A 26925-nucleotide genomic window follows, 5' to 3' on the forward strand; every position below is an offset into this window, starting at 1 on the left:
CGCTTTTTCACGCATACAGGAACCAGGTCATGGCCAAGCCGACCACCGTCAAGATCAAGCTCGTCAGCTCGGCTGATACCGGCTTCTTTTACGTCACCAAGAAGAACCCGCGCACCAAGACCGAGAAGCTGAGCTTCAACAAGTACGACCCGGTCGTGCGCAAGCATGTCGAGTTCAAGGAAGCCAAGATCAAGTAATTCGCCGTCGGGCGCCTGTCCCGGCGCCCTGCGAAGGACTTGAAGGCGTGAAGCCGCCGTCCTGTCAAGGACGCGCGGCTTTTTGTCGTTGGTTTCTGCTCCCCCTCCCGCAGGCGGGAGGGGGTTGGGGGAGGGCCCTTGCCACGGGCGACCCGGCTTGTGGCTTTCCCTCCCCCATCCCCTCCCGCAAGCGGGAGGGGCGGGCTTGTGGCGGATGTGTCGGCTTTTCCGAGAGGTTGAAGGCGGCAGCCCCTACGCCGCCGCCGGATACAGCGTCCGGATCAACCAGTCGTGGAACAGCTTCACCGACTTCTGCTGAAGCGCACGCGGGCGACAGACGAACCAGTGGCTATACGGGCTGTCCACCTCGATATCGAACAGCCGCACCAGGCGCGGATCATGGGCGTGTTCGAAATGGCTGGCATGCATGAAGGCGACGCCCAGCCCTTGCGCCACCGCCTCCAGCATCAGGCCACCGGAATCGAAGAAGTCGATCGCCTTGGGCTTGATATTGGTCAGCCCCGCAGCCTGGCACCAGGCGGTGAAGGCATCGGGCATTTCGCGGTGCAGCAGCGCGGTCATCCCGTTCATCTGCTCGGGATGGAGCAGGGGATTCGGCCCCTCGATCAGCCTTTTGGCGCCGATGACATAGACTTTGTTGAAATCCAGCCGCTTGGCATAGAGCGACGGATCGATGTCGCGCCCCAGCGCGATGACCGCGTCCAGTCCTTCGCCCAGCCGCGCGATGCCATGGCCGGCGGTATCGATGTCGAGATGCAGTTCGGGATGCGCCGCGCGCAACAGCCCCATATGCGGGAACAGCCGCTGCGCCGCATAGAGCGGCAAGACGCCCAGGCGCAGGCGCAGCACTTCCTGACCGCTGGTCATCGCCTCCACCGCGTCGGACAATTGGTCGAGCAGCGGGGCGATCTGCTCCATCAGCGTGTCGCCGTCCTCATTGGGCACCATCGCTTGGTGCCGCCTGGCGAAGAGCGGCTTGCCGACGAAGCGTTCGAGCGTCTGCACCCGGCGGCTGAGCGCCGGGGCGGACAGCGCCAGTTCCTCCGCTGCCGCCTTGATGGAGCCCAGGCGGACCACCTGGACAAATGCCTCGATCGCACCGAGCGGGGGAAGCCTGCGCATGTCGCACCTGTACTCGTTGACCTATTGGTCAGAGGATTGCATAAACTGCAATCATAGCCAAGCTTTTCGCACTTGCAACATAATGTTTCGCGCTGCAAAAGGAACGGGCCTTTCAGGCATCCTCTCCTAAAAACTTTTCGGGCTGGTCGTTTCGATCGGCCCTTTTTTTTGCCTCCGCCTGGCTCCCCGGTCTTTCGCGGACCGGAACCCGCCCCCAAGTCCCACGCTTTCGTGTTCAGACACTTTGCCAAGGGACGATCATGGCCGACAGCGACGCGCCGACCCGCAAGATACAGGTGGCCAATAGCCGCCCCGAGGATTCCGGGCGCGGCCTGGCCCATGTCCCGCGCAGCCTGATGGCGGCGCTCGGCATCACCGAGGGCGACGTCGTGGAGATCGTCGGCAAGCAGGCCACGCCCGCGCGCGCCGTCGCGCCTTACCCGGAGGACGAAGGGCTCGACCTGCTGCGCATCGACGGGTTGCAGCGCGCCAATGCGGGCGTCGGCTCGGGCGATTTCGTCGAGGTGCGGCGCGTCGAATCCAAGCCCGCGACGCGCGTCGTCTTCGCCCCCGCGCAGGAAAATCTGCGGCTTCAGGGATCGGCCCAGGCGCTGAAGCGCACCTTCTTCAACCGCCCGCTCTGTCAGGGCGATGTGGTGGCGACGGCGGGGCAGCAGCGGGTCACCAACATGCCGCCGGGCGTGGCGCAGTTTATGAACGCGCCGGCCTATGCGCTCCAGGAAATCCGCCTTGCCGTCGTCGCGGCCAGCCCCAAGGGCGTTGTCCATATCGACGAGAATACCGAGGTCGAACTCCGTCCCGAATATGAGGAACCGCGCGAGGCCAGGCGTGCCGATGTCACCTATGACGATATCGGCGGCATGGCTTCGACCATCGACCAGTTGCGCGAGATGGTCGAACTGCCGCTGCGTTATCCGGAATTGTTCGAGCGGCTCGGCGTCGAGCCTCCCAAGGGCGTGCTGCTCCATGGCCCGCCCGGCACCGGCAAGACGCGGCTCGCCCGTGCCGTCGCCAATGAATCGGACGCGCAATTCTTCCTGATCAACGGGCCGGAGATCATGGGCTCGGCCTATGGCGAGTCGGAACAGCGCCTCCGCGAGATTTTCGAGGAGGCGACCAAATCCGCCCCCTCGATCGTCTTCATCGACGAGATCGACTCGATCGCCCCCAAGCGCGACCGGGTGCAGGGCGAGGCGGAGAAGCGGTTGGTCGCGCAGTTGCTCACCCTGATGGACGGGCTGGAGTCGCGCGCGAATCTGGTCATCATCGCCGCGACCAACCGGCCCGAGGCGATCGACGAGGCGCTGCGTCGGCCGGGTCGGTTCGATCGCGAGATCGTGGTCGGCGTGCCCGACGAACGCGGGCGGCGCGAGATACTGGGCATCCACACGCGCGGCATGCCGCTGGGCGACAAGGTGGATCTGGCCGAACTGGCGCGCACCACCTTCGGATTTGTCGGCGCGGACCTGGCCGCGCTGACCCGCGAGGCGGCGATCGAGGCGGTGCGGCGGATCATGCCGCGCCTGAATCTGGAGGAGCGGACCATCCCGGCCGAGGTGCTCGACACGCTGTCGGTGACGCGCGAGGACTTCATGGAGGCGCTGAAGCGCGTCCAGCCTTCCGCGATGCGCGAGGTGATGGTGCAGGCGCCGACCGTCCGCTGGGACGATGTCGGCGGGCTCGACACCGCGCAGATGAAGCTGAAGGAAGGCGTCGAACTGCCGCTGAAAGACCCGGATGCGTTCCGGCGACTCGGCATTCGCCCGGCCAAGGGCTTCCTGCTCTATGGCCCGCCCGGCACCGGCAAGACCTTGCTGGCCAAGGCGGTGGCGCGGGAGGCGCAGGCCAATTTCATCGCCACCAAGTCGAGCGATCTCCTGTCCAAATGGTATGGCGAGAGCGAGCAGCAGATCACCAAGCTGTTCGCCCGCGCGCGCCAGGTCGCGCCGACGGTGATCTTCATCGATGAACTCGACTCTCTCGTCCCCGCGCGCGGCGGCGGGCTGGGCGAGCCGCAGGTGACCGAGCGGGTGGTGAACACCATCCTCGCCGAGATGGACGGGCTGGAGGAGTTGCAGTCGGTCGTGGTGATCGGCGCGACCAACCGGCCCAATCTGGTCGATCCGGCGCTGTTGCGGCCCGGTCGCTTCGATGAACTCATCTATGTCGGCGTGCCGGACAAGGCGGGGCGGCGGCGCATCCTGGGTATCCAGACCGCGAAGATGCCGCTCGCCCCGGATGTCGATCTGGACGATGTGGCGGCGCGGACCGACCGCTTCACCGGCGCGGACCTGGGCGATGTGGTCCGCCGGGCGGGCCTGATCGCGCTGCGCAAGTCGCTGAGCGCGACCGAGGTGGATATGGCCGCCTTCGAGGAAGCGCTGACCGAAGCGCGGGCGAGCGTCACGCCGGAGATGGAGCGCGATTACGAACAGATCGCGGCGAAGCTGAAGCAGGACGCGGCGGCGATCCAGCCGATCGGCTTCATCGCGCCCGGTATGTTGACGCCGAGGGGGGATAAGATGCCGTGAGGGGTAAGCCCCCTCCTTCTTAAGCCCCTCCTCCCGGCAGGGGGGAGGGGTTTGGGGTGGGGGCGGAGCCACGGGCGACGGTCTCGGTGAGACTCCTGTCCTTCCCCCATCCCAGTTTCAGGTAAACGATGCCCCGCATCGTTTAGGTCATGCCGGGGGCATGACCGACCTGAAACTCACTTGCGGGAGGGGCGTGCTTGTGGAAGCGGCTTGTTCAAATCTCCCCGCTCAATGACCACGCATAACGCCGCCCCACCTCTGCCACCGCGACCTCATATCGCCAATACCACTCCGTCCGCCCCCGCTCGCGGATCGCGGCATGCTCCGGATGCGCCCGCCACGCCACCGCACTCTCCTCATCCGCCCACCAGCTGACGGTGATCCCGAAGCCGTCCGCCCCGCGCACGCTGTCCACGCCGCAATAGCCCGGTTGCGGCGCCGCCAGCCGGTCCATCGCCTCCGCCGCCTCGGCATAGCCCACCGCATCGTTATCCGTCCGCTGCGACAGGAAAATCACCGCGATCGGCCCCGTCCGGTCCATGCTTGCTCCCCTTTACCGCATCGCTTTGCGACGGAATGCGCCGCTTCGTCGCAACCCAATAGCTTGAAAGTCGTTCGGCACCTGTGCGACGAGGGGATTTCCCTCGCGTTTCCTCCACGCGGGGATCACGAACGACAGGAACTCGATGCCCAGCTCGACCACCGCCGCGCGCAAGTCCCGCACCGACGCCACGGGTTATCCGTCGCCCGGCCAGATGTTTTTTCAGCAATTTCTGAAACATCCGGTGATGGTCGGTTCGATCATCCCGTCTTCGGGCAAGCTGATCCGCAAGATGCTGGGGCCCGTCGACTGGGCCAATACCAAGTTGTTCGTCGAATATGGTCCGGGCGTCGGCACCTTCTGCCGCCCGATCCTGGAGCGGATGGCGCCCGACGCGAAGCTGATCGCGATCGATACCAATGCCGATTTCTGCGACTATCTGAGCCACACCATTATCGATTCCCGCTTCGCCGCGGTGAACGGATCGGCGGCGGACGTGCAGAAGATCGTGCGCGACCATGGCTTCGACCATGCCGATTATGTCCTGTCGGGCCTGCCCTTCTCGACCCTGCCGCCCGGCGTCGGTCCTGCGATCGCGCGGGCGACGCACGACGTGCTGCGTCCCGGCGGCGCGTTCCTGGTCTATCAGTTCAGCCCCAAGGTGAAGGACTTCCTGGTTCCGCACTGGGACAATATCGACCACGACATGGAATGGTGGAACGTGCCGCCGGCCCAGCTCTATTGGGCGTGGAAGGATTGATCGATCGACCCGTCGCCCCGGCGCAAGCTGGGGCCTTCGCTGGAATGACGTCCTAATCCCCGTCCGGCGAATCGATCCCGAAGTTCAGCCCCCGCGATACCGAGGGATCGATCACCGCGATCAGGATATAGGCGGCGAACTGGCGCAGCCGCTGGAACCAGCCGGTCTGGCGCTTGTACCAGTCCGGCGTGATCGCCTCCGATCGCGCGACCTCGCCATCGACATAGGCGCGGACATGGGCGGCAAAGGCCGCGTCCTCCACCCGCAGCATCAGTTCGAGGTTCACGAACAGGCTGCGCATGTCGAAATTGGCGGAGCCGATATGCACGGCATCGTCGATGACATATAGCTTCGTGTGCAGCTTGGTCGGCTGATATTCGAAGATTCGCACGCCCTTGCGCAGCAGGCCCGCATAGGTGAAGCGCGCCGCCGCGATCGTCGCCTGGTTGTCCGACTTCCCCGCCGTCACGATCCTCACCTCCGCGTCGCGCCGCCCCGCGCGGTCGAGGCGACGGAGCATGGTCGGGCTGGGGGTGAAATAGGCGGCGATCAGGTCGATCCGCCGCCCGCGCCGCATGTCGTCGCGCACCGTCCGCGCCCAGGGGGACAGCCGTCGGGTCGGTCCGCCGATCAGCCAGCGCAGCGGCCCCTTCGCCTCGCTCCAATGCGCCAGCGCCTTGTTCAGGTTGCGCAACCGACCCTTGGGATTCTCCGTCCAGTCGTAGAGCGCATCGAAATAGCCCGCCATTCGCGCCGCCGCCGGTCCCTCGACCAGCAGGCCCAGATCGCGCCAGCTCTGGTCGGCGGGGGTGCCGAAATAATCATCCTCGATATTGAAGCCGCCGATGATGATGCGCGGGGCGGGCCCTTCGGCGTCGGCCAGCGCCAGCTTCTGGTGATTGCGCAGCAGATAGCGGCGACCGAAGCGCGGCTCGAACCGCGACAGTCGCGCGCCGGTGTCGACCAGCGGGCGGAAGAACGCCTCGTCCGCGCCCGCGCCGAACCCGTCCACCACCACCGACACCGCCACCCCGCGTCGCGCCGCGGCGATCATCGCGTCGCGCACGCGCCGCCCGGTCTCGTCATCGGCATAGATATAATAGAGGATGCGCAGGCTGACCCGCGCCCCGTCGATCAGGTCGAGCACCGCCTCCAGCCGCCGGGGCCCGGTGTCGAGCAGGATCAGCGCGTCGTCACCGACCCGAAAGACCGGTTGCTCAGGGGGAGGGCCTTGCGAGATTACGGGCGCTTCGATGACATGATCCTCTCGAAAGCGTAACGATCGAGGCGACTGGGGCGTTGCACGACGCCGCGCTTTGGCCAAGGCTTTTGACTTGTCCGCCCTTTGCTGTTAGGTGGCCCGCTTTCATCCCAGCATTATTTGCGAAGGACACACGCATGGCGCGCGTCACCGTCGAGGATTGCGTCGACAAGATTCCCAACCGTTTCGATCTGGTGCTGTTCGCGGCGCAGCGGGCTCGTCAGATTTCGGGCGGGGCCGACCTGACCGTCGATCGCGATCGCGACAAGAACCCGGTCGTCGCGCTGCGCGAGATCGCCGAGGAAACGGTCCGTCCGACCCATCTGGAAGAAGCCGTGGTCAACAGCCTGCAGCGCGTCCAGATCGATGACGAGGACGAGGCGGACGATGTCGGCAGCCTCCAGGCATCGGCCGAGGCGCTGCGCCTGACCGCCGCCGCACCGCCGCGCAACCAGAATCTGGGTGCCGACTACGACGGCTGATCGCCCGGCGCGATCGACCTGAAAAAAGGGGCCGACGCTTCATCGCGTCGGCCCCTTTTTCGTTTGGGCTGGGCAGGCAGCGCCGGTGCTTACCAGCCCCAGCCGTGATGCCGCCACGAACCCCAATAGGCCGCCTTCTTCTCCTCATGCGCGAAGCGGGCCGCCTGCTTGGCCTCCGACCGGCGGATGGCGGCGTCGTGCGCATAGGCGTCCGCAGCGCGGTAATCGCCATAATAGGCAGCCTCATCGGCGGCGCGCTGATCCCGGCCCGCCTGATAGGCACGGTATCGCGCATCCTGATGCGCCTGGTTCGCCAGATAGGAATCATAGCCCCAGGACTGGGCCGTGGCGGCGGTGGAGGCGAGCAGCGCGCCCCCGGCGAGTGCGAACAGCAAAGCAGTTTTGCGAATGGTCATCGCGACACCTCAAGACATCGATCCGCTCCCGGATGATGAGGTGATACGCCCCCTATCCTGAACCCATCGTGGCGGCGGCGTTCAGCCACGCGCCAGCTTCGGATCACGAACAGGTGCCGCCCAGCCGCTGCCCATGCGATCCGGCGCTATAGCCCAGTTCCTGACGCGGGCTGCGCGCGATGTGGTATCGCAAAAGGTGCGCCGGATCTTCGCCCGCCTCGACGATCCAGGCCGTGACCTTGCCGGACGGGGTGTCCACGCTTTCACGCCCGACGACTCGCGCGGTGAACCGGCCGAAGCCCTTGTCATATTGCCAGAAGGGTAGGGTGTAGCGAGCCCCGTGCTCCAGCGGCAGCGCGGCGAAGGTCACGCCCCATAAATTGCCGTCCCAGACCGGCTGGTCCGCCGCGACATCGATCGCGGTCGTGCCGCTCACGGTCTCACGCGTGCCGGTGATCCGCCCCCCGGCATAGTCGAGCGCGATCCGGTGCCAGCCGCGATCGGTCCGCGCGACGCCGCGCCGGCTATCCATATGCAGCGGCAGGAGCGTGCGCCGGTCGACGACGAAATGGTCGCGCATGTCGAACGCGCCGTTGCCGACCTTCTGGTGAACGACGATGTCCCAGGCGGGCTTGCCGCCCGCGCGGGTCGCGGTGATCGTCTGGAGCGTGGTACCCATCGCCTTTCCGTCGGCGGTCAGCGTGTAGCAGGCGGACCCGGCGCGAAGCCGTGCGCCTTGCATCGCGGCAGGGGTAACGTCGCCCGCGACCAGCGCCGCGAGCAGGAACAGTGACGTCATGGGACCTCCATCAGGGACAGGGCGTAGGGGCGATCCGCCAGCGGGCGAGGATGGGAATGGCGAGCATCTCGATGCCCAGCGCCAGCCATTGCACGACGATGCCGGTCGGCGTGGCGATCGGCGCGATGACGATGACGGTCGCGGCGGCGATGACGCCCGCCACCAGCCAGAGCATCGCGGCCCGCCGCCAACGCCTTTGAACCACCGCCCAGGCGAGGAGCATATGCGCCAGCCCCAGCAGCAACAGCAGCACCGTCACGGCAGGCGTCATGTCGCGATAGAGCGCGGCCCGCGCCTGTTGCGCAGCACTCCCCATGGTCAGGACGGTGTAATAGGGATCGCGGCCCGAGATCAGGAAATAGGCCCCGCGCAGGCCACATTGAACATGAAAGGCCGCGAAGGGCAGGATCAGCCCGATCGTCAGGGCATGGCTCGCCAGCAGCGCCCGCCCCTCGCGGTGCAGCGGCAGGCGTCGCCATGCCGTCATCAGGCACCCCAGCGCGAAGGGCAGGGCGGGCCCATGGGCCGCGACCTCTTCGAGTTCGGCCTGCATCGCTTGGCCCCAGGACCGCTCCTGCGGCGGCAGGCAGCGGACGGCGAGCGCCACGATCCGCTCCGCCAGCACGCCGCTCATGCGGGGGCCCATGCCGCGCGGGCCGCGTCGCCATCGTCCTGCGACCGGGCCAGCGCGATCCCGGCGGCGGTCAGGCGATAGACATGGCGCGCAGGCCGTCCGGGTTGCGCCGGATCGCGCCATTCCGACTCGACCAGTCCCTTCTCGGTCATCCGCATCAGCAGCGGATAGAGCGTCCCCGACGACAGGCCGGTATCCTTCATCAGGTCATAGCCATGCCGCCACGTCGCGGCGTCGGCCATCATCGCGGCGAGCAGGGCGCGCATCTGTCGAGAAGGCTGTCGATGGCGGATCATGTCCGCAATACGACATATGTAGATTTAAGAGTCAAGCACACTGGCGGGCGACGCCGGACCGACGCCGCCCGCGCCACGGTCAATAGGCGTAGGCGCGCACCAGATCGTAGAGATAGTCGCGCCCGTCATAGAGCGCGGTGACCCGAATCCGCTCGTTCAGACCGTGGATGCCCGACATGTCCTTTTCGATGAAGATACCCGGCGCGCCATAGACGGGGATGCCGATCGCCTGGAAGAAGATGCCATCGGTCGCGCCGGTCGACATCATCGGGACCAGCGGCACGCCGGGAAAGTGTTTCGCTGCCAGCGTCTTCATCGGCCCGATGACCTTCGGGTCCAGCTTGGGCGGGATGGCGGTCGGGCGGACGGGTTGGTTGGCGGTGACGGTGATCTTGGGGCCCGCCAGTTCTTTCAGCTTGGCCAGCGTGCCCTCGACCGTCTCGCCGGGGAAGATGCGGCAGTTGATATTGGCGGTCGCGCGCTGGGGCAGGGCGTTTTCGGCATGGCCCGCCTGCAACAAGGTCGCGACGCAGGTGGTGCGCAGCGTCGAGTGCAGCGCCTTGTCCTGGCTGACGATCGCGTCCGCCGCCTTGTCGTTCGGATCGGCGAGCAGCCGGGTGATCGCATCGCCCAACTGTCCGCCGACCTTTTGCCCGGTGGCGGTCAGGAAGGCGCGGGTGGTGTCGGTCAGGACGACGGGGAATTCATAGCCCTGCACCGCCTTCACCGCGTCGGCGAGTTCGTAGATCGCGTTCTCCGGCGTCGGCTGCGAGCTGTGGCCGCCGGGGTTGGTCGCGAGGAAGGTGTAATTCTGCGCGGCCTTCTCGCCGACCTGCACCGCCAGCAATTCGCGCTTGCCGTCCGCGTCGAGCCGTCCGCCGCCGCCCTCGTTCAATACGAATTCGGCCGAAATCAGATCGGGCTTGGTCCTGGCGAGCCATTCCGCGCCGTTGAAGGCGAAGGTCGTTTCCTCACCGCAGGTCAGCGCCATTTTGATGGTGCGCTTGGGCGGCGTTTTCTTCAGGCGGATCAGCGTGTCGGCCCAGACCGCGCTCATCGCCTTGTCGTCGACGGTGCCGCGTCCGTAGAGGAAACCGTCTTCTTCGATCAGCGTGAAGGGATCGCGGGTCCAGTCCTCGCGCTTGGCCTCGACCACGTCGAGATGGCCGAGCAGCAGCATCGGCTTGCGGCTCTTGTCGGTGCCGGGCAGGATGGCGACGATGCCGCCGTCCTTGGGATGCTCGGGGACGGAAAACAGGGTGATGTCGGCGTCCTTATAGCCCGCCGCCTTCAGCCGCTCGGCGATCTGCGCGGAGGCCTGGGTGCAACTGCCGACCGACAGGCTGGTATTGGTTTCGACCAACTGCTTGTAGAGGTCGAAGAACGCCTTCTGGTCGGGACGGGTCTGCGCCGCCGCCAGTCCGGGCAGCAATGCCAGCGTCGCGGCGACCCCGCCAAGCCATTTCGCCAACCGCATATGTCATCCCCTTGTTTTCGTTTCGGCGGGAATAGAGCGGTTCGGGCGGCGGGGTGCAAGGGGAGAGGGAGCCTGCCCCTCCACCACGCCCTGGCGGGCGCGGTCCCCCTCCCCATCGGAGATGGGGAGGATTTGAAGTTCATTCCTCCCCAAGCTGTGCTTGGAGAGGGGGACCGCCGCGAAGCGGTGGTGGAGGGGCATGGCCGCGCGTGGTATTGGCGCAAGTCCTTTGCCCCGCACCGATTTCGCGCTAACCATCGCCGATGGATCATCCCGACGCCGTCACGCCCCCCGCCAAGTCTCTGATTTCGCCCTCGCTGTTTGCCCTGTCGATCTTCTACGGCGGCATGGTGTGCATCGCGGGTGTGCTGGGCAACAAGCAGGTCTCGCTGGGGCCGCTCGCGGTGGAGGCGGGCATCTTCGCCTTCCTGTTGCTGGTCGTGACGTCGAGCGCGGTGGCGGAACTGCATGGGCCTTCGGTCGCGGGGCGGCTGGTGCGGGTGGGTTTCGTGCCGTTGCTCGTATCGCTGGGCCTGTCCTGGGTGGTGTGGATGCTGCCGCCCTCGCCCGAGATGATCCCGGCCAATCGCGACGCGATCCAGTTGGTGCTGGGCTCGACCTGGCGGATCTGGCTGGGCGGTATCGTCGCTTACGGCGTGTCGCAGACGCTGAACGTCACCATCTTCGCCGCGCTGAAGGGGCGGGAGGGCAGCAAGCTGCTCTGGCTGCGCGCGGCGGTGGCCAGCATGCTCAGCCAGGTGGTCGACACGCTTCTGTTCGTCACCATCGCCTTTTACGGGGCCTTCCCGATCGGCCAGCTGATCGTGGGACAGATGATCGCGAAGGTCACGCTGTCGGCCGTGCTGGTGCCGCCGCTGATCTATCTGTTCGTGGGGCTGGGACGGCGGCTGGACCGCGCCTGATCGACCTGTCCCGCATATTGCCGGTTTTCCCCGTTCCCGACCCGCGATAAAGGGCGCGCCATGACCAACCACGATCCCGACGCCGCCCTGCTCGCCAAGGCCGAGACGCTGACCGAGGCGCTGCCCTATCTTCAGCGTTACGCGGGCAAGACCTTCGTGGTGAAATATGGCGGCCACGCCATGGGCGATCCCGAACGGCAGCGCGACTTCGCCGAGGATATGGTGTTGCTCAAGGCGGTCGGCATCAACCCGGTCGTGGTCCATGGCGGCGGCCCGCAGATCGGCGCGATGCTCAAGCGGCTGGGCGTCGAGTCGCAGTTCGTCAACGGCCTGCGCGTGACCGACAAGGAAACCGCGCAGATCGCCGAGATGGTGCTGGCGGGATCGATCAACAAGGAAATCGTGAGCTGGATCGCCGCCGCCGGCGGCCGTGCGGTCGGCATTTCGGGCAAGGATGCGGGCCTCGTCATCGCCGAGAAGGTGCAGGGACGCGAGGCCGATCCGTTGAAGGGGATCGAGCGGCATGTCGATCTGGGCTTCGTCGGCGAGCCGGTGGCCGTCGATCCGCGCCTGATCGAAAGCCTGTGCGCCGACGGCATCATCCCCGTCATCGCGCCGGTCGGCATCGGGCTGGACGGCCACACCTATAACATCAACGCCGACACCATGGCGGGCGCGATCGCCGCGCGGCTGGGCGCGGCGCGATTCTTCCTGCTGACCGATGTTGCGGGGGTGCTGGACAAGCAGGGCGAGTTGATGACCGACCTGAATCCCGCGCGGATCGCGGAATTGCGTAGCGACGGGACGATCTCGGGCGGGATGATCCCGAAGCTGGAGACCTGCGTCTCGGCGGTCGAGGCCGGGGTGGATGCGGCGGTGATCCTGGACGGGCGGGTGCCGCATGGGATGCTGCTGGAGATTTTCACCAGACAGGGAGCGGGGACGCTCGTTCGGCGGTGATTGAGGTGAGGTCGGGGCATAGCCTTCGACTTCGCTCAGGCTGAACGGGGGTTGGGGGGCGTTCGCTCGCCCCAGGCACGCCCCTCCCGCAGGCGGGAGGGGATGGGGGAGGGCAGGGCGTCTCGCAGAGACCATCGCCTGCGGCCTTGCCCCTCCCCAACCCCTCCCCCTGCCGGGAGAGGGGCTTAAGAAAGAGGCGGAGGCTGGTCAGAAATCGACCGCGACCCCCTTCAACTCCCAGTCCCCATAGCGCACCGGGTTCTTCCCCAACGGATCTTCCCGCGGCTCCGGCCTGGCCTCGGGCTGCGGCACCGGCGGGTTCTGGGAAAGGTAAGCGGGCGGCTTCACATGGTCGGGGCGCTGGCCCATGGGCGGTCCTTTCGACTAAGGGGCAAATATTGCAGCCCATGTCGGGGCTGACAGGAGTTTTGCCAAGTGACACGTCCTCCCCAATCGCCGAGCCGTGGCCGTCCCGATCGTCGCGGACCGCCCAAGGGCGAGGACCGGCGCGGGCGTCAGCAGCGCCCCACCGAGCCGCTGGGCACTGCCGCGCGCCGCGCCGCCATCCGTCTGCTCGACGCGGTGCTGCGCCGGGGGGAACCGTTGGAGGCCGCGCTGGCGTCGGCGACTCGCGCGCTGGCGGGCGGGCCGGATCGCGGGCTGGCCCATGCCATCGCGGCGGAGACGTTGCGCCGCCTGCCCGACCTCGACGCACTGATCGACTCGGCGACCAAGCAGCGACTGCCCGATGACGCCAAGGCGCGCTTCGCGCTGCGGATCGCGCTGGTCCAGGTGCTGGCGCTGGGCACGCCGCCGCATGCCGCCATCGCGACGGTGTTGCCGCTGGTCGATGGTGGCCCGCGCAAGCTGGTCCACGGCGTGTTCAGCACCATCACCAAGAGCGGCGTGCTGCTCCCCGAAATCCCTGCGCTGCCGGATGCGACCGAAGCGCGCTGGGAAGCGAATTGGGGTGAGGAGATGGTCGAGGCCGCCGCCCACGCCATCGCCGCGCCGCCGCCGCTCGACCTGACGCTGGCCGATCCCGCCGCCACCGCCGAATGGGTGGAAAAGCTGGGCGGGACCAGCCTGCTGCCCGGTCATGTCCGCCTGCCCTCGGGCAACGCGGTGATGGAGTTGCAGGGCTTCGACGAAGGGGCCTGGTGGGTGCAGGATCTCGCCGCCTCGATCCCCGCGCGCCTGTTGGGAGAGGGCAAGGGGCATGTGCTCGACCTGTGCGCCGCGCCGGGGGGCAAGACGCTGCAACTCGCCGCCGCCGGGTGGACCGTCACCGCGATCGACCAGTCCGAATCGCGTCTCGCCCGCCTGAGCGAGAATCTGGAGCGCACCCGTCAATCCGCCGAAATCGTCACCGCCGATTTGCGCGAATGGGAGCCCAAGGCGCAGGCCGACGCCATTCTGGTCGATGCGCCGTGCAGCGCCAGCGGCATCTTCCGCCGCCACCCGGACGTGCTCTACCGCGTCCGCCCCGCGATCATCGCCGAGATGGCGGCGTTGCAGCGCGCGATCCTGACCCGCGCGGCCGACTGGCTGAAACCCGGCGGCACGATGGTCTATGCCACCTGCTCGCTGGAGCCCGAGGAGGGCGAGGCGCAGATCGCGGCGTTCCTGGACGCGCGCCCCGATTACGCGCTCGTCCCGATCACCGGCGACTGGCCCGGTATCACCGACAAGGGCACGATCCGCACCCTGCCGACGATGCTCGCGAAAGAAGGGCGGCTCGACGGGTTCTTCATCGCCACGCTGCAACGCAAAGGCTGACTTGGGCGCGAGATCGCGATAAGGGTTAATTCATGCTTCCCGTGCGTATCGCTCCCTCCATCCTGTCCGCCGATTTCGCCCGCTTGGGCGAAGAAGTCCGGGCCATCGACGCCGCCGGTGCCGACTGGATCCACATCGATGTGATGGACGGGCATTTCGTGCCCAACATCACCATCGGCCCGGCGGTGGTGAAGGCGCTGCGCCCGCACACGGCCAAGCCGTTCGACGTGCATCTGATGATCTCGCCGATCGACGCCTATCTGGACGCCTTTGCCGAGGCGGGGGCGGACACGATCACCGTCCACCCGGAGGCGGGGCCGCACATCCACCGCACGATCCAGCATATCAAGGGGCTGGGCAAGCGCGCCGGGGTCGTGTTGAACCCCGGCACCCCCGCCAAGATGCTGGATTATCTGATCGACATGGTCGACCTGGTCCTCGTCATGAGCGTCAATCCGGGGTTCGGCGGACAGAGTTTCATCGAAAGCCAGCTCAAGAAGATCGCCGCGATCCGCAAGATGATCGACCATAGCGGCCGCGCCATCGATCTGGAGGTGGACGGCGGCGTCGATCCGGCCTGGGCGAAACGCTGTATCGAGGCGGGGGCCGACGCGCTGGTCGCGGGCACCGCCGCGTTCCGGGGCGGCCCGGCGCATTACGCCGCCAACATCGCCGCCTTGCGCGGTTGAGCGGGATGCGCAGTCAGGAACAGGGCGGCCCCGCCCCCAACGGCGCGGACAGCATCGAGGAGGGCAAGCGCCTCGTCCGGGTGCAGACCGGGGGCCTGTCGCTTGCCGACCGGTTGAGCGAGCATCTCCACCGGCTGACCTGGCGCACGCCGCTGCATTCGCTGCGGTTGAAGGGACGGCATCCGCTCAAGCTGATGGCGGTGCCCGAGGACCCGATCCTGGGCGATATCGAGCGCGGCCATGCGCTGCTCGGCGGGGTGCTGGACTGGCGCGGTGAGGAGCGCGGGGTCGAGTCGATCGATTTCGCCCGACCCGACTGGTCGACCGGGTTCGCCGACCATCTGCACAGCTTCGCCTGGCTGCGCGACCTGTCGACGGTGGCGACCCGGCAACAGGGCGCGCCGATCGCCGAATATCTGATGGGCCGATGGCTCGACGCCTTTGCCGAGACGGTCGATGCGATGGCGTGGCGACCCGATTTGTGGGGGCGGCGCATCCTGTTCTGGACCGCGCATGCGCCGTTGATCCTGTCCTCGACCGATCTCGTCTATCGCTCGCGGGTGCTCAACACCATGGCACGGGGGGCGCGGCATCTGGATCGCGGCGCGGACAAGGCCCCCGCCGGGGTCGCGCGGATCGCGGCATGGTGCGGGGTGATCGCGGCGGGGCTGTTGCTCGCGGGCGGCGATCCGCGCCAGGCGTTCGGCGAGGCCGGGCTGGCCCGCGCGCTCGACACCGGGTTGTTCGCGGATGGCGGCGTCATCGCGCGCAGTCCTTCGGTGCAACTCGATGCCGTCATGCTGCTGACCATGATGCGCGAAGTCTATGACGCACGAGGCTTGGCCTTCCCGGACCCGTTCCAGGCGCGGTTGCAGAAGATGATCTCGGTACTGCTCGGCGTAATGCACGGCGACCGCGCCCTGTCGAGCTGGCAGGGCTCCGGCCCCGAGACGCCGGAGCGGATCGCCGCCGTGATCGAGGCATCGGGCGTGCGGACCCGGCCGCTGCGCCAGGCGGGCGACTGGGGGTATCAGCGGCTGGCGGCGGCGCAGGCGGTGCTGGTCATGGACGCCGCGCCCCCGCCCATCGCGCGCGCGATCGAGGGCGGTTGCGCCTCGACGCTGGCCTTCGAGTTTTCGGACGGGGCGCAACGGATCGTCGTCAATTGCGGCGGCGCGCGCGCGACCGTGGCACAGGTGCCCGCCAGCCTGGCGCATGGCCTGCGCACCACGGCGGCGCATTCGACGCTGACCCTGGGTGACTCCAACTCCACCGCCATCCATGCCGATGGCACGCTGGGGCGCGGGGTGGCCGAGGTGGAACTGAGCCGTCAGGAATCCGACGCGGCCAGCCGGATCGAGGCGAGCCATGACGGCTATGTCCGCCGCTATGGCTTCACCCATCGCCGCCAGTTGCTGCTGACCGGCGACGGACGCGAACTGCGCGGCGAGGACGCGCTGTTGCCGGAGGGGCGCAAGCGGCAGGCGGGCAGCACCTCCTTCGCGCTGCGCTTCCACCTGGGCGACGGGGTCGAGGCGATGGTGACGGCGGAGAGCGGCCAGGCCATCCTGCGGCTGGACGACGGTGCGCTATGGCAGTTCCGCTGTCGCGGCGGCACGCTGGCGATCGAGGAGTCGCTATGGATCGACGGCTCGGGCCGTCCGGTGGCGACGCAGCAACTGGTCGTCACGGGCGAAACTCCGGCGGGCGGTGCGCATGTCAGTTGGGCGTTCAAGCGGGCGCTTTAAGAGGGATTGTTCGCGCAGAGGCGCGGAGAACGCAGAGATGGCGGAATCGCCGCTCTGGCAAGGCTTCCACTCCGGCCGGTTGAGGATCCGAGGGGTTTGCCACCGGGTCAAACCCCTCCGCGTTCTCCGCGCCTCCGCGCGAACCCGTAAATTCCTCCCCGGCACGGGGAGGGTGTGTGAGCTTTGACGTGCCCCCGGCACGTCAAGATGGTGCCGGGGGCACCATCTCGCCCACACACATGCGAAGCATGGTGGAGGGGGGATCGCCACAAGGGATGTTCTGTGTGGAAGCCCCCCTCCGTCAGGGCTTTGCCCTGCCACCTCCCCGTGCCGGGGAGGAACATTTTGCGCTTCGGCGAATCGGCGTCTATCGGGTCGGCAAACTCCCCCAGCATGTAGGACTCGCTGCCCGATGGCCGTTTCGCTTCCCTCCGCTCCTTCCGTCGATCAGGTGCTCGTCCGCCGCGCGCTCCTGTCGGTGTCCGACAAGACCGGCGTCATCGACCTGGCCCGTGCGCTGGCCGAGCGGGGCGTCGATCTGGTCTCGACCGGCGGCACCGCCAAGGCGATCCGCGATGCCGGCCTGCCGGTGCGCGACATTTCGGAGGTCACCAATTTCCCCGAGATGATGGACGGCCGGGTCAAGACGCTGCACCCGATGGTCCATGGCGGCCTGCTCGCGGTGCGCGACGACCCCGCGCACGCCGCCGCGATGACCGAGCATGGCATCGGCGCGATCGATCTGGTGGTGGTCAACCTCTACCCCTTCCAGCAGACCGTCGCGAAGGGCGCCGAACGCCCCGAGATCATCGAGAATATCGATATCGGCGGCCCGTCGATGGTCCGTTCGGCGGCCAAGAACCATGGCTATGTGTCGATCCTGACCGACCCGGCCGACTATGCCGAGTTCCTGGCCGAACTGGCAGCGCATGACGGCGCCTCGACGCTGAAGACCCGCCAGCGCCTCGCCGCCAAGGCCTTCGCCGCCACCGCCGCCTATGACTCGGCGATCGCCCAGTGGTTCGCCTTTGCCGACCAGGGCGAGGCGTTCCCGGCCACCCTGCCGCTCGCCTTCACCAAGCATCCCGAAACACTGCGTTACGGCGAGAACCCGCATCAGGTCGCCGCGCTCTATCTGCCGCAAAAGGGTGGCCAGGGCATTGCCCAGGCCGAGCAGTTGCAGGGCAAGGCGCTAAGCTACAACAACCTGAACGACGCCGATGCCGCGCTGGAACTGGTCAGCGAGTTCCTCGACGGCCCGCCGACCGTGGTGATCGTCAAGCACGCCAACCCCTGCGGCGTGGCGAGCGGCGAGACGCTGCTCGAGGCCTATCAGGCGGCCTTCGCCTGCGACACGGTGTCGGCGTTCGGCGGCATCATCGCCTGCAACCGTCCGCTCGACGCCGAGACGGCCGAGGCGATTTCGGGCATCTTCACCGAGGTCGTGGTGGCACCGGACGCGAGCGCCGAAGCCCGCGCGATCTTCGCGAAGAAGAAGAATCTGCGCCTGCTGCTGTCGGGCGAACTGCCCAACCCGGCGCGCCCCGGCCTGATGATGAAGTCGATCGCGGGCGGCCTGCTGGTCCAGAGCCGCGACAATGGCCGCCTGACCGACGACATGCTGAAGGTCGTGACCAAGCGCGCGCCCACGACGCAGGAACTCGCCGATTGCCGCTTCGCCTGGACGGTCGCCAAGCATGTGAAGTCGAACGCGATCGTCTATGCCAAGGGCGGGTCGACCGCGGGCGTGGGCGCGGGCCAGATGAACCGCCTGGAATCGGCGCGGATCGCGGCGTGGAAGGCCAAGGACGCCGCCGAAAAGGCGGGCTGGGCGGAACCGCGCACCATCGGTTCGGCGGTCGCGTCGGACGCCTTCTTCCCCTTTGCCGACGGCCTGCTCGCGGCGGTCGAGGCGGGGGCTACGGCGGTGATCCAGCCGGGCGGCTCGATCCGCGACGACGAAGTCATCGCGGCGGCGGATGAGGCCGGGTTGGCAATGGTGTTCACCGGGATGCGTCACTTCCGGCACTAAGCCGATCCTCCCCGGTCCGGGGAGGTGGCAGCGCGTAGCGCTGACGGAGGGGGGCTTCGGCGTAGGACGTACCTAGCCGCAATCCCCCTCCACCACCCTTCGGGTGGTCCCCCTCCCCGTGCCGGGGAGGAATATGTTACCGCGTAATCCCGCCCTCGTTCGGCAGGGTCGCTTCGTCCGCGCTCGGCACTTTCCCGAACAGCGCGCGGTCCGCCGGACCAAAGGCCCAGCGCCACAGGATCAGCAGATAGGTCGCCGCGATCGCGGGCTCGCCGAACAGCAGTTCGGCCCATTCCAGCCGCTTGGGTAGCAGGGTGAAGATGCCCCCCACGATGGCCGCCGCCACCGCCGCCCAGACCAGCGGCCAGCGGAAGGGCGAGACGGGCGCCTTCAATATTCCCGACAGCACCCGTGCCTTGATGATCGAGGTCATCGTCACGCTCAGCGCCAGCGCCAGAGCCGGACCCGCCGCCGCCCATGTCTCGGGCCAGCCCAGCGACCGCATCCCCAGGATCAGCGCGAAGCTGAGACCGATCTGAACCCCCAGCATCGCGATCGAGATCATCAGGTTGCGGTGCCGCGCGGTATAGACCAGCGCCGACTCGCACACCGCGCCCGTCGACGCCAGCACCTCGGCGAACAGCAGGAAGGCGAGCGCGGCGGTGCCCGACACGAATTGCGGGCCGACCACGCCCATCACGCCTTCGCCGGGGATCGACCCCATCAGCGCCAGGCACCCTTGCGCCGCCATGATCCAGAAGGCGACCTGTCGCACCTGTCGCGCGATCGCGCCCATGTCGCCGCTTGCCAGGCTCTGGGTGATGACGGGGCCCAGGATCGGGTCGAAGCTGGTCTTCAGCTTCTGTGGCAACGAGGCGACCTGTTGCGCCATGTAGTAGATGCCGACGATGCGCGGCTCGAACATCACGCCCAGGATGAAGCGATCGACATTGCGCGTGCCCCATTCCAGCGCGTCGGCCCCGGCCAGCGGCGCATTGGCGCGGGCGAGCGCAAAGACGCGGGCCAGGCGCGGACTCCAGCCATAGGGCAGGCCATAGCTGCGCAGGAACGGCACCAGGCTGGCGATCAGCGCCGCCGTCATCGACGCGACATAGGACAGGACCAGCCCGTCGCGGATGGTGAAGAAGGAAAAGACCCAGGCCGCGATCGAGATGGTCCAGGGCTCGATCACCGCGCGGGCGGTGACGGTCGCCTTGACGTTGTGGCGATAGGCGAGCGCGGCCAGGCTGACGTCCGACCAGGCGATGGCGACGATGATGCAGGGCAGCCATCGGTCCAGCCCGGTGATCGCGCTGTTGGGATAGAGAAGCTCGGGGAACGACCATAGCAATGTGCTGGCCGCGACCGAGGCGAGCAAGGCCAACGCCATCGCGTCCCACACGACATGGACATGTGGCCGCTCGGTCGAGGACAAGGCCTGCGCCAACCCGCGCTTCATGCCCAGCGTCGCGATCAGCGCCGCCAGTTCGACCACCACCACCGCGATGGCGAAGCGTCCGACCAGATCGGGGCCGTAGATGCGCCCCGCGATGAAGAGAAACGGAATGCGCGCCGCCAGCCGCAGGACGAAGCCCGCGATATTGGTCCGCCCCCCCTTGGCGAGCGCATCGATGTCCTGGGTTTGCGGCATCAGAGGACGCATTTCCCTAGATCGTGATGACAGCAGGTTGAACCACCCCTCCCCTTCAGGGGAGGGGCCGGGGGTGGGGCGCTTCCGCATAGGCTGCGCCTGTGGCGATGCCCCACCCCAACCCCTCCCCTGAAGGGGAGGGGCTCGCGTTGATTCAATGCAATGTCATCATGCCCTAAAGTCGGCCGACCACCATATCGTCTTCCCGTGGAAGGGGAGGCGGCAGGCAGCAGGTCTGACGGAGGGATGTCACCGGCGGTGAGGATCGGTGCCGTATCGGAGCGGCGCGCCCCTCCACCATGGCTATCGCCATGGTCCCCCTCCCCAAGCCGAGATTGGAGAGGAATGGCGTAGGGATCGGGGCGACGCGTGGCGATCAATGCGCCACGCCCCAGCTTTTGCCGAACCCGATCTCGACGCCCAGCGGCACCGACAGTTTCACCGCCGGTTCGGCCGCGCCCGCCATCACTTCGCGGATCACCGCGCCCGCCGCCTCGGCATCCGCCTCGGGCGCCTCGAACACCAGTTCGTCGTGCACCTGGAGCAGCATCCGCACATGGCCCAGCCCGGCGGCGGCGAGGGCGGGTTCCATGCGGACCATGGCCCGCTTGATGATGTCGGCGCTGGTTCCCTGGATCGGCGCGTTGATCGCGGCGCGCTCGGCCCCCTGGCGCTCGCCCTGGTTGCGCGAGGCGATGCGCGGGAAATGCGTCTTGCGACCGAACAGGGTTTCGGTGAAGCCCTTCTCGCGCACGCTCGACAGCGTCTCGGCGATATAGCGGTTGATGCCGGGGAAACGCTCGAAATAGCGGTCGATCATGGCTTGCGCCTCGTCCGCCGACACGTCGAGCCTTCCGGCAAGCCCCCAGCGCGAAATGCCGTAGAGGATGGCGAAGTTGATCGTCTTGGCGCGCCCGCGCGTGTCGCGATTGACCTCGCCGAACAGTTCCTTGGCGGTCAGGCTGTGGATGTCGTCGCCATTGGCGAACGCCTCCCGCAGCGCGGGTACGTCGGCCATGTGCGCGGCCAGCCGCAATTCGATCTGCGAATAGTCGGCGGCGATCAGGACATGGCCGTCCTCTGCGATGAACGCCTCCCGCAACTGCCGCCCGACCTCGGTGCGGATCGGGATGTTCTGGAGGTTCGGCTCGGTCGAGGACAGGCGGCCCGTCTGCGCGCCGGTCAGGCTGTAGCTGGTATGGACGCGCCCCGTCTTCGGATTGATCTGCGCCTGGAGCGCGTCGGTATAGGTGCTCTTCAGCTTGGAAAGCTGACGCCATTCCAGGATCTTGCGCACGATCTCCGCCGCCTCGCCACCGTCGCGGGCCAGGCGTTCGAGTTCGGTCACGTCCGTTGAGTAGACGCCTGACTTGCCCTTGCGCCCGCCCTTCAGGCCCAGCCGGTCGAACAGGATCTCGCCCAGTTGCTTGGGGCTGCCGATGGTGAAGGGGGTGCCCGCCATCGCATGGATTTCGCCCTCCAGCCCGGCGATCTGCCCGGCGAACTCGGTCGAGAGTTGCGACAGGCGGTCGCGATCGACCTTGATCCCGCGCCGCTCCATGCCTGCGATGACCGGCACCAGCGGGCGGTCGACCATCTCGTACACGCGCGTCGCCTGCTCCATCGGCAGCCGCGCCTTGAACCGCTTCCACAGGCGCAGCGTGACGTCGGCATCCTCGGCGGCGTAGCGGGTGGCGAGTTTGAGATCGACTTCGTGGAAGCCCAACTGCTTCTTGCCGGTGCCGACCACCTCCTTGAAGGCGAGGCAGGTGTGCGACAGATGCGTCGCGGCCAGTTCGTCCATGCCATGGCCGTGCAGGCCCGCATCGAGGTCGAAGCTCATCACGATCGTGTCGTCATGCGGCGCGATGGCGATGCCCCGCTCGCCCAGCACGATCATGTCGAACTTGAGGTTCTGGCCGATCTTGAGGACCGACGGATCCTCGCACAGCGCCTTGATCCGCTCCAGCGCCGCCGCGACCGGAATCTGCACCGGCACTTCGGACAACAGGTCGGTGCCGCCATGCCCTAACGGAATGTAGCACGCCTTGTTGGGCGCGAGGCACAGGCTGACCCCGACCAGTTCGGCCTGGGTCGCGTCGGTCGAGCTGGTTTCGGTGTCGATCGCGACGAAGCCCTGGTGACGCGCGTCGGCGACCCACTGGTCGAGCGTGTCGAGGTCCTGCACCGTGGTATAACCGTCGAGGTTGCACGGCGCGTCATCGTCCATCGGCGCGGCGGGGGCGGTGTCGCCGACGGGCGCGGGCGCGGCGTCCTCGGTGATCTGCCCCATCTTGGCGATCAGCGAGCGGAAGCCGTGATGCTCCAGAAAGGCGCGCAAGGGGGCGTCGGGGATGCTGGCATGGAGCGCCAGTTCCTCCAGCGGCTGGGGCAGTGGCGCGTTGCACTCCAGCGTGACCAGCCGCTTCGACAGCCGGGCATTGTCGGCATGTTCGATCAAATTGTCGCGCAGCTTGCCCTTCTTCATCTCGGGCGCGGCGGCGAGGACGGATTCCAGGTCGCCATGCTCGACGATCAGCTTGGAGGCGGTCTTGGGGCCGACACCCGGCACGCCCGGCACGTTATCGACGCTGTCGCCCATCAGCGCGAGCACATCGCCCAACTGCTTCGGCCCGACGCCGAACTTCTCCTGGACATAGGCCTCGCCCAGACGGCGGTTGTTCATCGTGTCGAGCATGTCGAGGCTGCCATCCTCGACCAACTGCATCAGGTCCTTGTCGCCCGAGACGATCGTGACCTGCCAGCCTTGCGCCATCGCGGCGCGGGCATAGCAGGCGATCAGGTCGTCGGCCTCCAGCCCCGCTTCCTCGATGCAGGGCAGCGAGAAGGCGCGGGTGGCGTCGCGGATCATCGGGAATTGCGGCACCAGATCGGGCGGGGGCGGGGGCCGGTGCGCCTTATACTGGTCGTACATGTCGTTGCGGAAGGTCTTGGACGACTTGTCGAGGACCACCGCCATATGGGTCGGCCCGTCGGCGGCGTTGATCTCGTCCACCAGCTTCCACAGCATGGTGGTATAGCCGTACACCGCCCCCACCGGCTCGCCATGCTTGTTGGTCAGCGGCGGCAGGCGGTGATAGGCGCGGAAGATATAGCCGGAGCCGTCGACGAGATAGAGATGGGGCATGATCCGCGCGGTTTAGCGGATGCGGGGGAGGGTAAACAGCCCCTGATGGTAGCGGTTTTTCCGGGCTGTGGCGAATGGGCCACGTTGGGGCTTATACATACCGATGGCGCGCATGGGTGGTGAGCGGACGTGATACGCCATTTTCAGTACCCAAGCGCGAGCCTGATTGCCCAAGGCAGGGTTCCGATGACTAGTAGAATTACGGATGGAGCCATTAGACGCTTTCGGCTCCAAACGCTGATACCAGCGCACAGCAAAGCTGCTAGTAGCGGAATTGGCGCGAAGACGTGCCACCATAGCAGTGCCTGTTCAAAACAAGTGCCGTAGTACAGCTTCTCCGAACCCATACCGAGCAGCGGCCAAATCAAGAGCTGCGGCAGGATCGCCAAGCCGACAAGATCAAAGGGAAGCTGACGAGCATTCACCCGCTCAGCGTAGACTTCGCGCCGCGTGGCTGCAACTGGGCGAGAGCAGTCCTCCGTCTTCAAGCGTCCCGGTCAGTTCGCCACCGCCACCGGTCCTCTTGGCGGCCCCGCCGCGTCTGCCACCGCCGCCGCGACATTCTGGATCAGCAATTGCCGCTTGCGGATATCCTCGGTCGTATCTCCGATCATCACCGCGATGGCGAAGCGGCGGCCGTCGGGGGCGGTCAGCAGGCCGACATCGTTGAACCCCGCATTGCGGCGGCCCAGATCCTGGCCGGTGCCGGTCTTGTGCGCGATCTTCCACCCTGACGGTACGGCAGCGCGCAGGCGGGCATGGCCGGTGCGCGAGGCCTCCATCGTGTCGAGCAGGATGCGGGTCGAGGTTTCCGACAGCAATTCCCCGCGCGCCAGCCGGGCCAACGCATCGGCGATGGCGATCGGCGCGGCACCATCGGGCGGATCGCCGACATAGGCGTCGAGCGCCGCCGTCCGCGCCGCCGGGTCGAGCCGGTTGCGCGCCGCCTGGAACGCCCCCGCCATCGCGAACGCCGGTTGCCAGGTCAGCCCGGCGGTCTTGGCCTGGAGCAGCCGCTCGCCGGGACCGAAACGGATATCGCCCAGCCGCTTGTTGGCGATCATCGTGCGCACCGCCTGCGGTCCGCCGACATAGGTCAGCAGCCGGTCGTTCGCCGTATTGTCGCTCATCGTCAGCGCACGGTTCAGCAATTCGCCGACCGTGGTGTGGTATCCGTCGCCCTTGACCAGCATCGCGATCGGCTGGTGAAAGACGGTCAGATCCTCGCGCCGCACGACGATCGGCTCGTCCAGCCGGGCACGGCCCTGATCGCGCAAGTCGAGCAGGGTGATCGCGACCCACAGCTTCGACACCGATTGCTGGGGCAGGCGCTGGCGACCGCCCGATTCGACCGTCCAGCCATCGTCGACCGCACGGACCGCGATACCCTTTTTGCCCGAGAAACCGGCGGACAGACGATCGATCGCGCTGACCAGCCCGCTGGGCGCGGCGGGGGCGCGGCTGGGGCGGGGCGGGGGAAGCGGCATCGACACGACGGGCGCGGGGTCGGGCACGCTGGGCGCGCGGGCGGTACTGCCGGGTCGGGTATCGGCACCGCAGGCCGCGAGGCTCAGAAAAAGGAAACCGACCGGCCAAATACGCGGCCCGCCGTTCGATACTGGTTTCGTCACCGCCATACCCCGCTGAACCCGGATATCCTTACGCGTTGACCGGAAGGGGGAAATCCCCCCGCACATGGCTTGCGACGAAAAGCCGCAACCGCACGACAAAGCGCGAAACCCTTTACGGAATCAAGACGGTGTCGACCGCCTCTGGCAATGTATCGGGATAGTCGAGCGTATAGTGCAGCCCCCGGCTTTCCTTGCGATGCAGCGCACAGCGCACGATCAGTTCGGCGGTCTGGAGCAGATTGCGTAGCTCGATCAGGTCGGGCGTGACGCGGAAATGGCCATAATAATCGTTGATTTCGTCGGTCAGCATGCGGATGCGGTGCTGCGCGCGTTCCAGCCTTTTGGTGGTGCGCACGATGCCGACATAATTCCACATGAAGCGGCGGATTTCGGTCCAGTTCTGCTTGATGACCACCTCTTCGTCCGAATCGGTGACGCGGCTTTCGTCCCAGGGGCGGATGTCGGGGGGCGGGGGCAGGTCGTCCCAATGTGCCGCGATATGGTTCGCGCACGCCTCGCCATAGACGAAGCATTCGAGCAGCGAGTTGGACGCCAGCCGGTTCGCGCCGTGCAGCCCCGATTGCGTCACCTCCCCCGCTGCATAGAGGCCGGGCAGGTCGGTGCGCCCGTCGCGGTCCACGATGACGCCGCCACAGGTGTAATGCTGGGCGGGGACGACCGGGATCGGCTGCACCGTCATGTCGATGCCGAGGCTCAGCAGCTTTTCGTGGATGTTGGGGAAATGCTCGCGGACGAAGGCCGGCGGCTGATGGCTGATGTCGAGATGGACGTAATCCAGGCCCAGTCGCTTGATCTCGTGGTCGATCGCCCGCGCCACGATGTCGCGCGGGGCCAGTTCGGCGCGGGGGTCGAGATCGGGCATGAAGCGGTGGCCCGTCTCGGGGATTTTCAGGTGGCCGCCTTCGCCGCGAACCGCCTCGGTGATCAGGAAATTCTTGATCTGGGTATTGTAGAGGCAGGTCGGGTGGAACTGCATGAATTCCATGTTGGAGACGCGGGCTCCCGCGCGCCAGGCCATGGCGATACCGTCGCCGGTCGCCCCCTTGGGCGCGGTGGAGAATTGATAGGTGCGGCCCGCCCCGCCCGTCGCCAGGATCGTCGCGCGCGCCTTGTGCAGCACCACGCGCCCCGTCCGCCGGTCGACCGCATAGATGCCCCAGACATGACCCGCGCCCGAATAGCGCATCTCGTGGCGGCTGGTCGCCAGGTCGATCGCGACTTGGTCGGGGACCATGGTGATATTGGGATGCGCGTCCGCCGCCTTCAGCAGCGCGTCGAGCACCGCCCAGCCGGTGGCATCCGCGACATGGACGATCCGCCGATGCGAATGCCCGCCCTCGCGCGTCAGGTGGAGCATATTGCCCTCGGTCGCGAAGGGGACGCCGAGCTTTTGCAGCCGCTCGATCGCGGCGGGGGCGTTCTCGACCACGAACTCGACGGTGGCGCGGTCGTTCAGCCCCGCGCCCGCGACCATCGTGTCCTCGATATGGCTGTCGAACGTGTCGCCGGGTTCGAGGACGGCGGCGATCCCGCCCTGCGCCCAGGCGGTCGAGCCTTCGTTCATCTTGCCCTTGGCCAGCACCGTGACCTTGAACCGGTCGGCCAGGTTCAGCGCCGCGGTCAGCCCGGCCGCGCCCGACCCGACGATCAGGATATCGGAATCGGTCATGCGCGGGCTCCTTCGGGCGCGGTGGCGGGGTACATTCCATACCCTCTGGCACGGACGGCGGGCGGGGGACAGGGGGTAACGGCTTGCCGGCAGCCCCGCGCCTTCCCACCTTCGTC

General features: G+C 67.3%; 23 protein-coding genes. 10 read left to right on the forward strand and 13 right to left on the reverse strand.

Annotated elements, in window-relative coordinates; genetic code table 11:
- Nucleotides 1-29 precede the first annotated feature (29 nt).
- Nucleotides 30-197, forward strand: coding sequence for a 50S ribosomal protein L33 (gene rpmG / locus QE379_RS01825; protein ID WP_007407030.1), 168 nt, complete (start codon nt 30-32; stop codon nt 195-197).
- 252 nt (nt 198-449) lie between these two features.
- Here rpmG and QE379_RS01830 read toward each other — a convergent pair whose 3' ends face one another.
- Nucleotides 450-1340, reverse strand: coding sequence for a LysR substrate-binding domain-containing protein (locus QE379_RS01830; protein WP_306997275.1), 891 nt, complete (start codon nt 1338-1340; stop codon nt 450-452).
- Nucleotides 1341-1600: 260 nt separating this feature from the next.
- Between QE379_RS01830 and QE379_RS01835 the strand changes: the two genes are divergently transcribed.
- Nucleotides 1601-3892 (forward strand): CDC48 family AAA ATPase, encoded by a 2292-nt coding sequence (locus QE379_RS01835; protein WP_306997277.1) that lies wholly within the window; start codon nt 1601-1603, stop codon nt 3890-3892.
- 214 nt (nt 3893-4106) lie between these two features.
- Here QE379_RS01835 and QE379_RS01840 read toward each other — a convergent pair whose 3' ends face one another.
- Nucleotides 4107-4433: an antibiotic biosynthesis monooxygenase gene (locus QE379_RS01840; protein ID WP_306997279.1), complete on the reverse strand. Its 327-nt coding sequence runs from the start codon at nt 4431-4433 to the stop codon at nt 4107-4109.
- A 145-nt stretch (nt 4434-4578) separates the two neighbouring features.
- Here QE379_RS01840 and QE379_RS01845 point away from each other — a divergent pair, with 145 nt between their 5' ends.
- Nucleotides 4579-5193 carry a class I SAM-dependent methyltransferase gene (locus QE379_RS01845; protein WP_306997281.1) on the forward strand — a complete coding sequence of 205 codons (615 nt, stop codon included), beginning with the start codon at nt 4579-4581 and terminating at the stop codon, nt 5191-5193.
- Between the two features lie 52 nt (nt 5194-5245).
- On the opposite strand, the gene QE379_RS01850 is transcribed toward QE379_RS01845, so the two are convergent.
- Nucleotides 5246-6433 carry a phosphatidylserine/phosphatidylglycerophosphate/cardiolipin synthase family protein gene (locus QE379_RS01850; protein ID WP_307003034.1) on the reverse strand — a complete coding sequence of 396 codons (1188 nt, stop codon included), beginning with the start codon at nt 6431-6433 and terminating at the stop codon, nt 5246-5248.
- A gap of 158 nt (nt 6434-6591) precedes the next feature.
- Between QE379_RS01850 and rpoZ the strand changes: the two genes are divergently transcribed.
- Complete coding sequence (gene rpoZ / locus QE379_RS01855; protein ID WP_042486773.1) at nt 6592-6936, forward strand: DNA-directed RNA polymerase subunit omega; 345 nt, start codon at nt 6592-6594, stop codon at nt 6934-6936.
- A gap of 89 nt (nt 6937-7025) precedes the next feature.
- On the opposite strand, the gene QE379_RS01860 is transcribed toward rpoZ, so the two are convergent.
- The 5 genes from QE379_RS01860 to QE379_RS01880 form a co-directional block, all read right to left on the reverse strand.
- The gene (locus tag QE379_RS01860; RefSeq protein WP_306997283.1) at nt 7026-7352 is read right to left on the reverse strand and encodes a hypothetical protein; all 327 of its coding nucleotides are present in this window, start codon (nt 7350-7352) and stop codon (nt 7026-7028) included.
- Nucleotides 7353-7455: 103 nt separating this feature from the next.
- The gene (locus QE379_RS01865; RefSeq protein ID WP_306997285.1) at nt 7456-8151 is read right to left on the reverse strand and encodes a hypothetical protein; all 696 of its coding nucleotides are present in this window, start codon (nt 8149-8151) and stop codon (nt 7456-7458) included.
- Between the two features lie 10 nt (nt 8152-8161).
- Nucleotides 8162-8785 carry a hypothetical protein gene (locus QE379_RS01870; RefSeq protein ID WP_306997288.1) on the reverse strand — a complete coding sequence of 208 codons (624 nt, stop codon included), beginning with the start codon at nt 8783-8785 and terminating at the stop codon, nt 8162-8164.
- On the reverse strand, nt 8782-9081 hold the full coding sequence (locus QE379_RS01875) for a PadR family transcriptional regulator (protein WP_306997290.1): 300 nt from the start codon (nt 9079-9081) through the stop codon (nt 8782-8784). The genes QE379_RS01870 and QE379_RS01875 overlap by 4 nt, the downstream gene beginning before the upstream one ends.
- 79 nt (nt 9082-9160) lie before the next feature.
- Nucleotides 9161-10558, reverse strand: coding sequence for a M20/M25/M40 family metallo-hydrolase (locus tag QE379_RS01880; protein ID WP_306997292.1), 1398 nt, complete (start codon nt 10556-10558; stop codon nt 9161-9163).
- A 263-nt stretch (nt 10559-10821) separates the two neighbouring features.
- On the opposite strand from QE379_RS01880, the gene QE379_RS01885 reads away from it, so the two are divergent.
- Nucleotides 10822-11481, forward strand: coding sequence for a queuosine precursor transporter (locus tag QE379_RS01885; RefSeq protein WP_306997293.1), 660 nt, complete (start codon nt 10822-10824; stop codon nt 11479-11481).
- Between the two features lie 60 nt (nt 11482-11541).
- Nucleotides 11542-12441, forward strand: a complete 900-nt coding sequence (gene argB / locus QE379_RS01890) for an acetylglutamate kinase (RefSeq protein WP_306997296.1) — start codon at nt 11542-11544, stop codon at nt 12439-12441.
- 207 nt (nt 12442-12648) lie between these two features.
- On the opposite strand, the gene QE379_RS01895 is transcribed toward argB, so the two are convergent.
- Nucleotides 12649-12810 carry a DUF1674 domain-containing protein gene (locus QE379_RS01895; protein WP_306997298.1) on the reverse strand — a complete coding sequence of 54 codons (162 nt, stop codon included), beginning with the start codon at nt 12808-12810 and terminating at the stop codon, nt 12649-12651.
- A gap of 168 nt (nt 12811-12978) precedes the next feature.
- On the opposite strand from QE379_RS01895, the gene QE379_RS01900 reads away from it, so the two are divergent.
- The 4 genes from QE379_RS01900 to purH all read left to right on the forward strand — a co-directional run bounded on the left by QE379_RS01900 (nt 12979) and on the right by purH (nt 18689).
- Nucleotides 12979-14220: an RsmB/NOP family class I SAM-dependent RNA methyltransferase gene (locus QE379_RS01900; RefSeq protein WP_307003036.1), complete on the forward strand. Its 1242-nt coding sequence runs from the start codon at nt 12979-12981 to the stop codon at nt 14218-14220.
- Between the two features lie 32 nt (nt 14221-14252).
- On the forward strand, nt 14253-14909 hold the full coding sequence (gene rpe / locus QE379_RS01905) for a ribulose-phosphate 3-epimerase (RefSeq protein ID WP_306997300.1): 657 nt from the start codon (nt 14253-14255) through the stop codon (nt 14907-14909).
- Nucleotides 14910-14914: 5 nt separating this feature from the next.
- Nucleotides 14915-16657: a heparinase II/III family protein gene (locus QE379_RS01910; RefSeq protein ID WP_307003037.1), complete on the forward strand. Its 1743-nt coding sequence runs from the start codon at nt 14915-14917 to the stop codon at nt 16655-16657.
- A 412-nt stretch (nt 16658-17069) separates the two neighbouring features.
- Nucleotides 17070-18689, forward strand: coding sequence for a bifunctional phosphoribosylaminoimidazolecarboxamide formyltransferase/IMP cyclohydrolase (gene purH, locus QE379_RS01915; protein WP_306997302.1), 1620 nt, complete (start codon nt 17070-17072; stop codon nt 18687-18689).
- 136 nt (nt 18690-18825) lie between these two features.
- Here the strand turns inward: purH and QE379_RS01920 are convergent, their stop codons facing one another.
- The 4 genes from QE379_RS01920 to nadB all read right to left on the reverse strand — a co-directional run bounded on the left by QE379_RS01920 (nt 18826) and on the right by nadB (nt 26809).
- The gene (locus QE379_RS01920; RefSeq protein WP_306997304.1) at nt 18826-20340 is read right to left on the reverse strand and encodes a lipopolysaccharide biosynthesis protein; all 1515 of its coding nucleotides are present in this window, start codon (nt 20338-20340) and stop codon (nt 18826-18828) included.
- Between the two features lie 376 nt (nt 20341-20716).
- Nucleotides 20717-23488: a DNA polymerase I gene (gene polA, locus QE379_RS01925; protein ID WP_306997307.1), complete on the reverse strand. Its 2772-nt coding sequence runs from the start codon at nt 23486-23488 to the stop codon at nt 20717-20719.
- A gap of 497 nt (nt 23489-23985) precedes the next feature.
- On the reverse strand, nt 23986-25125 hold the full coding sequence (locus QE379_RS01930; RefSeq protein ID WP_306997309.1) for a serine hydrolase: 1140 nt from the start codon (nt 25123-25125) through the stop codon (nt 23986-23988).
- 106 nt (nt 25126-25231) lie between these two features.
- On the reverse strand, nt 25232-26809 hold the full coding sequence (nadB, locus tag QE379_RS01935; protein ID WP_306997311.1) for an L-aspartate oxidase: 1578 nt from the start codon (nt 26807-26809) through the stop codon (nt 25232-25234).
- Nucleotides 26810-26925 lie beyond the last annotated feature (116 nt).

The organism is Sphingomonas sp. SORGH_AS_0879 (assembly GCF_030819175.1).
In the GTDB taxonomy this organism is placed as follows: Bacteria; Pseudomonadota; Alphaproteobacteria; order Sphingomonadales; family Sphingomonadaceae; genus Sphingomonas.

Bases quoted from the DNA above. Each gene is read 5' to 3' on its own strand.
- rpe (WP_306997300.1), top strand. From the start codon at position 14,253: ATGCTTCCCGTGCGTATCGCTCCCTCCATCCTGTCCGCCGATTTCGCC.
- QE379_RS01885 (WP_306997293.1), top strand. From the start codon at position 10,822: ATGGATCATCCCGACGCCGTCACGCCCCCCGCCAAGTCTCTGATTTCG.
- polA (WP_306997307.1), bottom strand. From the start codon at position 23,488: ATGCCCCATCTCTATCTCGTCGACGGCTCCGGCTATATCTTCCGCGCC.
- rpmG (WP_007407030.1), top strand. From the start codon at position 30: ATGGCCAAGCCGACCACCGTCAAGATCAAGCTCGTCAGCTCGGCTGAT.
- QE379_RS01910 (WP_307003037.1), top strand. From the start codon at position 14,915: ATGCGCAGTCAGGAACAGGGCGGCCCCGCCCCCAACGGCGCGGACAGC.
- QE379_RS01875 (WP_306997290.1), bottom strand. From the start codon at position 9,081: ATGATCCGCCATCGACAGCCTTCTCGACAGATGCGCGCCCTGCTCGCC.
- purH (WP_306997302.1), top strand. From the start codon at position 17,070: ATGGCCGTTTCGCTTCCCTCCGCTCCTTCCGTCGATCAGGTGCTCGTC.
- QE379_RS01845 (WP_306997281.1), top strand. From the start codon at position 4,579: ATGCCCAGCTCGACCACCGCCGCGCGCAAGTCCCGCACCGACGCCACG.
- QE379_RS01880 (WP_306997292.1), bottom strand. From the start codon at position 10,558: ATGCGGTTGGCGAAATGGCTTGGCGGGGTCGCCGCGACGCTGGCATTG.
- QE379_RS01860 (WP_306997283.1), bottom strand. From the start codon at position 7,352: ATGACCATTCGCAAAACTGCTTTGCTGTTCGCACTCGCCGGGGGCGCG.
- QE379_RS01865 (WP_306997285.1), bottom strand. From the start codon at position 8,151: ATGACGTCACTGTTCCTGCTCGCGGCGCTGGTCGCGGGCGACGTTACC.
- argB (WP_306997296.1), top strand. From the start codon at position 11,542: ATGACCAACCACGATCCCGACGCCGCCCTGCTCGCCAAGGCCGAGACG.
- QE379_RS01830 (WP_306997275.1), bottom strand. From the start codon at position 1,340: ATGCGCAGGCTTCCCCCGCTCGGTGCGATCGAGGCATTTGTCCAGGTG.
- QE379_RS01840 (WP_306997279.1), bottom strand. From the start codon at position 4,433: ATGGACCGGACGGGGCCGATCGCGGTGATTTTCCTGTCGCAGCGGACG.
- nadB (WP_306997311.1), bottom strand. From the start codon at position 26,809: ATGACCGATTCCGATATCCTGATCGTCGGGTCGGGCGCGGCCGGGCTG.
- rpoZ (WP_042486773.1), top strand. From the start codon at position 6,592: ATGGCGCGCGTCACCGTCGAGGATTGCGTCGACAAGATTCCCAACCGT.
- QE379_RS01895 (WP_306997298.1), bottom strand. From the start codon at position 12,810: ATGGGCCAGCGCCCCGACCATGTGAAGCCGCCCGCTTACCTTTCCCAG.
- QE379_RS01835 (WP_306997277.1), top strand. From the start codon at position 1,601: ATGGCCGACAGCGACGCGCCGACCCGCAAGATACAGGTGGCCAATAGC.
- QE379_RS01930 (WP_306997309.1), bottom strand. From the start codon at position 25,125: ATGGCGGTGACGAAACCAGTATCGAACGGCGGGCCGCGTATTTGGCCG.
- QE379_RS01870 (WP_306997288.1), bottom strand. From the start codon at position 8,785: ATGAGCGGCGTGCTGGCGGAGCGGATCGTGGCGCTCGCCGTCCGCTGC.
- QE379_RS01920 (WP_306997304.1), bottom strand. From the start codon at position 20,340: ATGCCGCAAACCCAGGACATCGATGCGCTCGCCAAGGGGGGGCGGACC.